The sequence below is a fragment of the Pseudomonas sp. 18.1.10 genome, from assembly GCF_024655625.1.
Lineage (GTDB): Bacteria > Pseudomonadota > Gammaproteobacteria > Pseudomonadales > Pseudomonadaceae > Aquipseudomonas.
Window position 1 is genome coordinate 1 of sequence record NZ_JANLGL010000386.1, and the last position, 2,932, is coordinate 2,932.

Consider the following 2,932-nt stretch of genomic DNA (forward strand, 5'->3'; position numbering starts at 1 on the left):
CTGAACCACCGCATTCGCGAGCAAGCCCGCTCCCACACAAGCCCGCTCCCACATTAGATCTTCAGCAGGCTTTAGATCTCAGCGAGCGCCAGGATCTGCGACCAACCGCCCCGCATCCTTGGTCAACGCCTGCAAAAACTCCTGCTGCAACTCGGGATCATTGCGCGTCAGTTCGATCAGGCTCTGCTCAAGCTCGCTGGCTTCCTCTTCCAAACCCAACTCCGACAGGCGCTTGACTCGGTGCACCCACTGGTTCACCTCGTCATCTTCCAGGTCATCGTAGATCAGGCCGTGAGCTTCCAGCAGCTTGCCGCGCAAGGTGCTGCTGATCGCCAGTGTGGAGTCCGAATGCACGTCGTCCTGGCCATCTTCCACGCTGATTTTCAGGGTGGTGATGCGGTTCAGGTCCTGCTCGGCAAAGGGGCTGTCCAACAGGTTCAGGCGCAGGACGCCGTTGCGGTCGGTGCTCAGCTCATGGGTTTGCTTGCCGGCAGTGACTTGTACCGGGCGCTCGCTCCAGGGCAGGCTCGAATACTCCACGCGCTTGTCGCGCTGGACTTCATCGATACCCGCCAGGTTCTGTTGCGCACGGCCATGGGACTGCACGTTCATGAACGGGTTAAGGCCGTCCACGCCATAGGTCAGCCAGTCGCGGGTAACGCTGGTCGGCAGGTTGCCCAGGGCGAAGATATTCACCACGTTGGCACCCGCGCCGGCCACCAGGGCGACGGCACCCAACGGCATCTCATAGAGTTTGCGCCAGGGCTGGTAGGGGGTGTAGCGGTCGTAACGACGGGTGACTTCGAACTCGGTGACCTCAAAGGTCTTCTGCTCGTGAATGCGCACCCGGCGTTGCGGCAGCTCCAGCACTTTGGGTTCGCCTACATCGATCTGCAGGCTGTGGTCGAGCAACTTACGCTCGACCCGCTCCTCGTGCTCACTGCGTTGCGACATCTGGTTGGCGCAGCCGCTGACCAGCAGGGCGCCGCACAAGGCGGCGCCCCCCAGGGCTCTGGTGTTTCGCTTGAACATGACTTCTCTTGATCTGGTTTTCAGCGACGAATACGCGCCTGGAGGAAGGACAGCACGTCAGCCACCGGCAACGGTTGGGCTTCGGCTTCGGTCCGGCTCTTGTATTCCAGATTGCCATCGGCCAGGCCGCGGTCACTGACCACGATCCGGTGCGGGATGCCAATCAGTTCCATGTCGGCGAACTTGATGCCCGGGCTGGTTTTCTTGTCCCGGTCATCCAGCAGCACTTCAAAACCGGCGGCCGTCAGTTCGGCATACAGTTTGTCGGTGGCTTCGCGTACTTGCTCGGTTTCGTAGCGCAGGGGCACGAGGGCGATCTGGAACGGCGCCAGGGTGTCGCTCCAGATGATGCCGTTTGCGTCGTTGTTCTGCTCGATGGCAGCGGCCACCACGCGGGACACGCCAATACCGTAGCAACCCATTTCGAGGATTACCGGCTTGCCGTTTTCGCCCAGCACCTTGCAGTTCATCGCCTGGCTGTACTTGTTGCCCAGCTGGAAGATGTGCCCGACTTCGATGCCGCGCTTGATTTCCAGGGTGCCCTTGCCATCCGGGCTTGGGTCGCCAGCGACGACGTTACGCAGATCGGCCACGGTCGGAACCGGCAGGTCACGCTCCCAGTTCACGCCGAAGTAGTGCTTGTCGTCGATGTTCGCGCCGATGCCGAAGTCGCTCATCAGTTCGACCGAACGGTCGATGATGATCGGCAGCGGCAGGTTCAGCGGGCCGAGGGAACCGGCGCCGGCGCCAATGGCGTCGCGCAGTTCGGCATCGGTGGCCATGACCAGCGGGCTGGCCACGCCAGGTTGCTGGGCCGCCTTGATTTCGTTGAGTTCGTGGTCGCCACGGATCACCAGGGCGATCAGCTTGCCTTCTTCTTCGGCGCGCACGATCAGGGTCTTGATGGTCTTTTCAATCGGCAGATTGAATTTTTCCACCAGGGCCGCGATGGTCTTGGTCTCAGGCGTATCCACCAGGCGCAGCTCTTCAGCCGGCGCGGCGCGGGACGTTTCCCGTGGCACGGCTTCGGCTTTCTCGATGTTCGCCGCGTAGTCGGAGCCGTTGCTGAACACGATGTCGTCTTCGCCGGATTCGGCCAGTACGTGGAATTCGTGGGAGCCAGCGCCGCCGATGGAGCCGTTGTCCGCTTCAACCGGGCGGAATTTCAGGCCCAGGCGCGTGAACACGTTGCAGTAGGCCTGGTGCATGCGGTCGTAGGTGACCTGTAGCGATGCCTGGTCAGCGTGGAACGAATAGGCGTCCTTCATGATGAATTCACGGCCGCGCATCAAGCCGAAGCGTGGGCGGATTTCGTCACGGAATTTGGTCTGGATCTGATACAGGTTCAGCGGCAGCTGCTTGTAGCTGCTCAGCTCGTTGCGCATCAGGTCGGTGATCACTTCTTCGTGGGTCGGGCCGGCGCAGAAATCGCGGCCATGACGATCCTTGAAGCGCAACAACTCAGGGCCGTACTCTTCCCAGCGCCCGGATTCCTGCCACAGTTCAGCCGGTTGGGTGCTCGGCATCAACACTTCCAGAGAGCCGGCGGCGTTCATTTCTTCGCGAACGATGGCTTCGACCTTGCGCATCACCTTCAAGCCCATGGGCAGCCAGGTGTACAGGCCGGAGGCCAGTTTGCGGATCATGCCGGCACGCAGCATCAGCTGATGGCTGATTACTACCGCATCGGAAGGCGTTTCTTTCTGTGTGGCGAGCAAATATTGACTGGTACGCATGGTAGGCCGTTGTCGGTTGCTTGGACTTGAAATGACTTGGGATTGTACGGGCGTGGGCAGCCGGAGTACAGGTATCAGAATGCAGAGGAATATGTGAGAGCAGGCTTGTGTGGGAGCGGGCTTGCTCGCGAATGCGGTGGGTCAGCAAAAGATTTAGCGACTGA

At 60.9% G+C, this 2,932-nt stretch carries 2 protein-coding genes; both read right to left on the reverse strand.

Annotation, left to right across the window (positions count from 1 at the left end; all coding sequences use genetic code 11):
- Positions 1–78: 78 nt before the first annotated feature.
- Positions 79–1,032 carry a hypothetical protein gene (locus tag NUV89_RS28935; RefSeq protein WP_207040591.1) on the reverse strand — a complete coding sequence of 318 codons (954 nt, stop codon included), beginning with the start codon at positions 1,030–1,032 and terminating at the stop codon, positions 79–81.
- A gap of 20 nt (positions 1,033–1,052) precedes the next feature.
- Positions 1,053–2,768: a proline--tRNA ligase gene (locus tag NUV89_RS28940; RefSeq protein WP_257784011.1), complete on the reverse strand. Its 1,716-nt coding sequence runs from the start codon at positions 2,766–2,768 to the stop codon at positions 1,053–1,055.
- Positions 2,769–2,932 lie beyond the last annotated feature (164 nt).